General features: G+C 69.5%; 6 protein-coding genes. 5 read left to right on the top strand and 1 reads right to left on the bottom strand.

The annotated features are described in order from the left end of the window. Window positions 1-843 (bottom strand): pyridoxal-phosphate dependent enzyme (locus GA0115259_RS33295; RefSeq protein ID WP_237540673.1); only part of this gene is annotated, 843 nt, incomplete at its 3' end. Window positions 844-1012: 169 nt separating this feature from the next. Here GA0115259_RS33295 and GA0115259_RS33290 point away from each other — a divergent pair. The 5 genes from GA0115259_RS33290 to GA0115259_RS33270 all read left to right on the top strand — a co-directional run. Beyond that, window positions 1013-1765, top strand: coding sequence for a GntR family transcriptional regulator (locus tag GA0115259_RS33290; RefSeq protein WP_066942708.1), 753 nt, complete (start codon window positions 1013-1015; stop codon window positions 1763-1765). A gap of 323 nt (window positions 1766-2088) precedes the next feature. Further along, window positions 2089-2268 carry an SPOR domain-containing protein gene (locus GA0115259_RS33285; RefSeq protein ID WP_093603849.1) on the top strand — a complete coding sequence of 60 codons (180 nt, stop codon included), beginning with the start codon at window positions 2089-2091 and terminating at the stop codon, window positions 2266-2268. A 65-nt stretch (window positions 2269-2333) separates the two neighbouring features. Further along, the gene (locus GA0115259_RS33280) at window positions 2334-2762 is read left to right on the top strand and encodes a (deoxy)nucleoside triphosphate pyrophosphohydrolase (RefSeq protein WP_093603847.1); all 429 of its coding nucleotides are present in this window, start codon (window positions 2334-2336) and stop codon (window positions 2760-2762) included. Window positions 2763-2920: 158 nt separating this feature from the next. After that, window positions 2921-3385 (top strand): ATP-binding protein, encoded by a 465-nt coding sequence (locus GA0115259_RS33275; protein ID WP_093603845.1) that lies wholly within the window; start codon window positions 2921-2923, stop codon window positions 3383-3385. 145 nt (window positions 3386-3530) lie between these two features. Continuing rightward, on the top strand, window positions 3531-5724 hold a 2194-nt coding region (locus GA0115259_RS33270; protein ID WP_107469329.1), incomplete at its 3' end, for a SpoIIE family protein phosphatase.

Raw genomic sequence — 5724 nt, 5'->3', positions numbered from 1 at the left:
GTCGGCCGCGGGCGCGGCGGGCAGATCGTGCGCGCCCGTGTGGAAGGCCGTCGCCAGTGGTGAGACCGCCTCGGCCTGGACGGCGATCAGCGCGGGCCGTTCGGCGATGAGACCGTGCCCGTACAGCTCCGCGACGGCGAGCGCGGCGCCGAGCAGCAGAGTCCCGTTGCCGACCGGTACGACGATCGCCTCGGGAAGGCGTCCTCCGAGGTCCTCCCACAGCTCGTAGACATAGGTCTTCGTGCCGTGCAGGAAGTACGGGTTGTAGACATGGCTCGCGTAGAACGTGCCCGGTTCGCCGGCGGCGGCGCGGGCGGCCAGGGCGGTGGCCTCGCGGTCGCCGGGTACGCGGACCAGGCGCGCGCCGTGGGCCCGGATCTGCTCGGTCTTCTTCGGCGAGGTCGTCTCCGGCACATACACCGTGCAGGGCAGCCCGGCCCGCGCGCAGTACGCCGCGATCGCCGTGCCCGCGTTGCCGCTGCTGTCCGCGACGACCCGCTCAGGACCGAGCCGCCGCGCCAGCTCGGCGAGCATCACCGCGCCACGGTCCTTGAACGAGAGCGTGGGCATCAGGAAGTCGAGCTTGGCGGAGACGGACGGAGTCAGCGGAACGAGCGGCGTACGGCCCTCGCCGAGGCTGGTGACGGGCGCGGAGAGCGGCAGCGCCTCCTCGTACCGCCAGAGCGAATTGACGCGACGGGGGAGGGAACTCAGAGCCACTGGCGAGGTGTCGAGGACGAGATCCCACGGCCCTCGGCAGACCGGGCAGCACCAGGCGTACGCGTCGACGGGCGAGCGCGTGCCGTCGACCGGGCAGAGGTAGGCCGGGTAGGTCGTCTCCATGTCCACCAGCATCGCAGCCCAGCAGCATCGCAGTTGGCCGGGCCGGCCCCGGTGGCCGGCCTTTGCCAAACCTCAAGTCATCACTTCGGGTGAAACTCTGGCCCATGCTTGCGGCCAACAACCGACGGTTGCCAGGCTGTTGCTGTCTGTCAACCTGATGGGAGTGCCCGTGGCCTTCGGTGAGCAGCCCGCCTATCTGCGCGTTGCGAGCGATCTCCGTAAGAAGATCGTCAATGGAGTGCTGCCGCCGCACACCCGATTGCCCTCGCAGGCCCGTATCCGCGAGGAGTACGGCGTCTCGGACACGGTCGCGCTGGAGGCGCGCAAGGTGCTGATGGCGGAAGGGCTGGTGGAGGGGCGCTCCGGGTCGGGCACATATGTACGGGAGCGGCCAGTGCCGCGCCGGATCTCCCGCTCCGGGCACCGTCCGCCGTCCGGCTCCAGTCCGTTCCGCCAGGAGCAGGCGGAGACCGGCGCGCGAGGCACCTGGGAGTCCAGGAGCGAGCAGGAGCAGGCCGGAGTCGAGATCGCGCTCCGTCTCGGTATCCAGCCGGGCGAGCCGGTGATGCGTACGCGCTATGTCTTCCGGGACGGCGGCGAGCCGATGATGCTCTCCACCTCCTGGGAGCCGCTGTCGCTCACCGGGCGTACGCCGGTGATGCTGCCCGAGGAGGGACCGCTGGGCGGGCGCGGAGTGGTCGAGCGGATGGCGGCCATCGACCTGGTCGTGGACAACGTGCTGGAGCAGATCGGCGCACGGCCCGGGCTCGCGGAGGAGCTGCTGGCGCTCGGCGGTGTGCCCGGCCATGTGGTGATGGTGCTGGAGCGGACCTATTACGCGTCAGGGCGTGCCGTGGAGACGGCGGATGTGGTCGTCCCGGCCGACCGCTTCCGTATCGCGTACCACCTCTCCGTCAAGTAACCGCTCACCGACCGCTGTTGTCCGGCCGCTCATGCGTGCTCATCCGGGCGCCGCTGTGCGGTAGTCGTGACGGAGAGTCAACTCCCTTTCCGCTGAACACCTCATGTGTCTACTGCATACCGAAGTGCCGTACCGTGTACGCCGGGTCCGGACAACGGCGCACGCCGGCGCGTGCCCTTTTCGGCGCTTTGTTGGCCGGATGCGTACCTCTTCGTGAAATCACGTATCCGCTGAGTGAAGGTCAGGCGTAGGCTCGGGCATATGCGGAGTGCGGTTTCCTGGGAATCTTCAGAGACATGCAGGCCGGTGGCGGGAGGAGCTCGATGAACGACGGCGCGGTCGCGCTCCCATGGCTGGTGATACGGGAGGACGGCAACGGCAACCGCTATCGCGTCGGCAGGTACGCCACCGAGGACGAGGCGCGGAAGATGGCGGACAGCCTCGACGATTCGGGACACAAGCAGCTCTACTGGGTCGAGCACATCGGTCAGACCGCCCACTAGGTCCGGACGGACCGCTCACTGGGCACGTGTCCCGTCCGGTCGGTGCTCGCGTTACGCTCCGGCGCATGAGTGATCGTGTCGTGGTGGCGGGCGCCGTGTGCCACCGGGGCCGGCTGCTGGCCGCCCGCCGTAGTGCGCCTCCCGAGCTGGCCGGACGCTGGGAGCTGCCCGGTGGCAAGCTGGAGCCGGGCGAGAGGCCCGAGCAGGCGCTCGTACGCGAGCTGCGGGAAGAACTCGGCGTGGAGACACGGCCGGTGGAGCGCATCCCCGGCGAGTGGCCGCTGAAGCCCGGCTATGTGCTCCAGGTGTGGACGGCTCGGCTGCTCTCCGGTGAGCCGCTTCCTCTGGAGGACCACGACGAGCTGCGCTGGCTCGGCCCGGACGAGATCCATACGGTGGACTGGCTCGACCAGGACCGCCCGGCCGTGACGGAAGCCGCCCGCCGCCTCCGCGCCGCCTCGCCCGACGCCGTGAACGAGACTCCTTTCCAGTAGTCCTGTCCACCAGGTCCTGCCTCCATGGCCGGCCGCCGGGAGTGTCTACTCCGTTTGTCCCACCGTGCGTCGGGCAGGGCGATAGCCGTCCTGGATATCGGGTATGAGCTGATTAACCCCTCCAAAAGGGATGCGGCCCCTGCCGTCGGTCTTGGGAAGTGATCGGCTTGATCGACACAGAGGACGGCGCAGAGGCCGAGTGGACCTTCCCCGCCGAGCCCGATTCCGTCCATGCCGCCCGTCATGCCGTACGTGACACGCTCCGCACCTGGAAGGTGCTCCCTGCCGTCCGTGATGTGGCGGTCCTGCTGGTCAGCGAGCTGGTGACCAACTCCCTGCGCTATGCCTCAGGACCGATCGGAGTACGCCTCGCCCTCCGCGCCGGAACTTCCGCCGCGACTTCTGCCGGGATTTCCGCCGGGATTTCTACGGCCCGGGAGCGGCCCGCGCTTCTGGTGGAGGTGTCCGATCCTCTCCCGGATCCTCCGACCGAGCGGCCCGCCGGTCCCGACGACGAGGGAGGCCGCGGAATCCAGCTCGTGGCCTGTTCCGCCAAACGCTGGGGCACCCGCCGTGGGAAGACGGGCAAGACCGTGTGGTTCGAGCTGCCTCTGCCTGGTTAGAAGTCTGAAGGGAGAACGATCACGTCGACGCGGCTCAAAAAGAACGAGACCGTGCTGTGATCGTGAACGGCGTGTCGGCCGGGGCCGTAGTGCTGAATACTGCGGACATGGCCGGTCCGGTGCGTGAGCTGGAGGGGACGGTCGCGTGAGCGAGATATCTGGGACGACGGGCGACGTCGTATGGCAGAGCAGTCCGCCCGGCTCGATATACGACTACGTCAGAGTCGCTTCTTTCTCGATCGGCCCGGACGGGCTGGTCGACCAGTGGAGCGAGCGTGCCGCCGAGCTGTTCGGAATCGGTTCGCAGCAGGTCAGAGGCAAGGACCCGGTCGAGGTCTTCATGCCCGCCGATCTGCGCCCGCGCGGTCATCGCCGGCTCAGGGAGATCCTCGACGGCAAGGAATGGACCGGCCTGGTCCCGTTCCGTACCGACGGCGAGCGCGGCGAGCACGGTGGTCGCGGGGAGCACGGGCTCGCCGAGGTCTATGTGATGCCGAGCGAGACGGAGAGTGGCGAACGAGGCGCGCTCTGTATAGTCGTCGACGTCCGCGCGCTGCGCCGGATCGAAACCGACCTCGCCTCCTCGCAGGCCATTTTCGGCCAATCTCCTTTCGGCTTCCTTCTGTTCGGCACCGATCTCAAGGTGCAGCGCGCCAACCAGCGGTTCGCCACCGTTTTCGGCGGTAAGGCGGGCGACCACCGCGGGCGCACCGTGCACGACTATCTCTCCCGTCCCGAGGCCGAGCGGATGACCGCCGCCCTCCAGCGGGTCCTGAAAACCGGCGAGTCCGTCACCGACCTTCAGATCGTCGGCACCCAGCCCGGCGGCAAGGAGCGCCGGCACTGGTCGATCAATCTCTACCGTGTGCACAGCGGATCGGGCCGCCCCATCGGTGTCGCCGGAGTCGGCACCGATGTCACCCGGCGTCATATCGCCGCCCGCGAGGCCGCCAGCGCCCGCCGCAACCTCGCCCTCCTCAACGAGGCCAGTGCCCGGATAGGCAACTCCCTCGATCTGGAGACCACCGCCCGCGAGCTTCTCGACGTGGCCGTTCCGGGCTTCTGCGATCAGGCCGCCGTCGATCTCTACCAGAGCCTGCTCACCGGCGAGGAGGCACCGCCGGGACGGTGGGGCTCCTCCGGCAACGACTCCGGTGGCGGCAGCGCCCGGCTGCGCCGTGTCGCCTTCGCGAGCGCCGTCTCCGACGCGCCGCTGACCGGTCCCGGTGGCGCGGGCGACGAGGGATACGTTCCGCCGCAGGTCGGCGCCGTCCATCGGTTCCCGTTCAGCTCGCTCAGCGCGAACGCCCTGCGGACCGGCCGCGTGCAGTCCATCCCGGGCGAGACGGGCAGTCTGGTCCAGTCCACGCTGGCCGTCCCGATGGTCGCCCACGACACCGTCATCGGACTCGCCCAGTTCTCCCGGACGAAGGGCAGCGAACCGTTCGGCGAACGGGACCGGGCGCTCGCGGTCGAACTCGCCGCGCGCGCCGCGGTCTGTATCGACAACGCCCGTCTCTACCGCAGGGAGCACGAGCGCGCGCTGATACTCCAGCGCAGTCTGCTCCCGCCGGGCGATCCGGAGGCCGCAGGGCTGGACATCGCCTGCCGCTATCTGCCGGGCAACACCGCCACCGAGGTGGGCGGCGACTGGTTCGACGTCATCGAACTGCCCGGCCACCGCACCGCGTTGGTCGTGGGCGATGTCATGGGACGCGGTCTGCGGGCCGCCGTCGCCATGGGCGAACTGCGTACCGCCGTACGCACCCTGGCCCTGCTCGATCTGGAGCCCGCGGAAGTGCTCTCGGCGCTCGATGAGATCGCCCGTGGCCTCGGCACTCCGAGCGGTGCCCAGCAGGCCTCGCGAGTCGCCCACAAGACGCGGGACGCCGATCTCTCCGAGGTCTATCTCGCCACCTGTGTCTACGCCGTCTACGATCCGGTCACCCGGCGCTGCACCTTCGCCAACGCCGGCCATCTCCCGCCCGTGCTGGTCGAACCGGGCGAGGCGGCGCTGATGCTCGATGTGCCGCCGGGAATGCCGCTCGGTGTGGGCGGTGAACCTTTCGAGCAGGTCGAGGTCGACCTGGAGGAGGGCGCGCTGCTGGCGCTGTACACGGACGGCCTGGTCGAGTCCAGGGACCATCCGCTGGACGAAGGGCTGAGCGCCTTCCGTGCCGCTCTCACCAATCCGGGCCGCCCGCTGGAGGACGTCTGCGACCACGTTCTCAATACGCTCGACACCCGGCACGGCGAGGACGACATCGCGCTTCTGATGGCCCGTATCCAAGGGCTGCCCGCCGATGCGGTCGGCGACTGGCGGCTGCCGCGCGCGCCGC

It is taken from the genome of Streptomyces sp. MnatMP-M17 (assembly GCF_900091995.1).
GTDB lineage: Bacteria > Actinomycetota > Actinomycetes > Streptomycetales > Streptomycetaceae > Streptomyces.
Note: the sequence above shows the minus strand (reverse complement) of the source record. Positions and strands in the feature narration are given on the sequence as shown.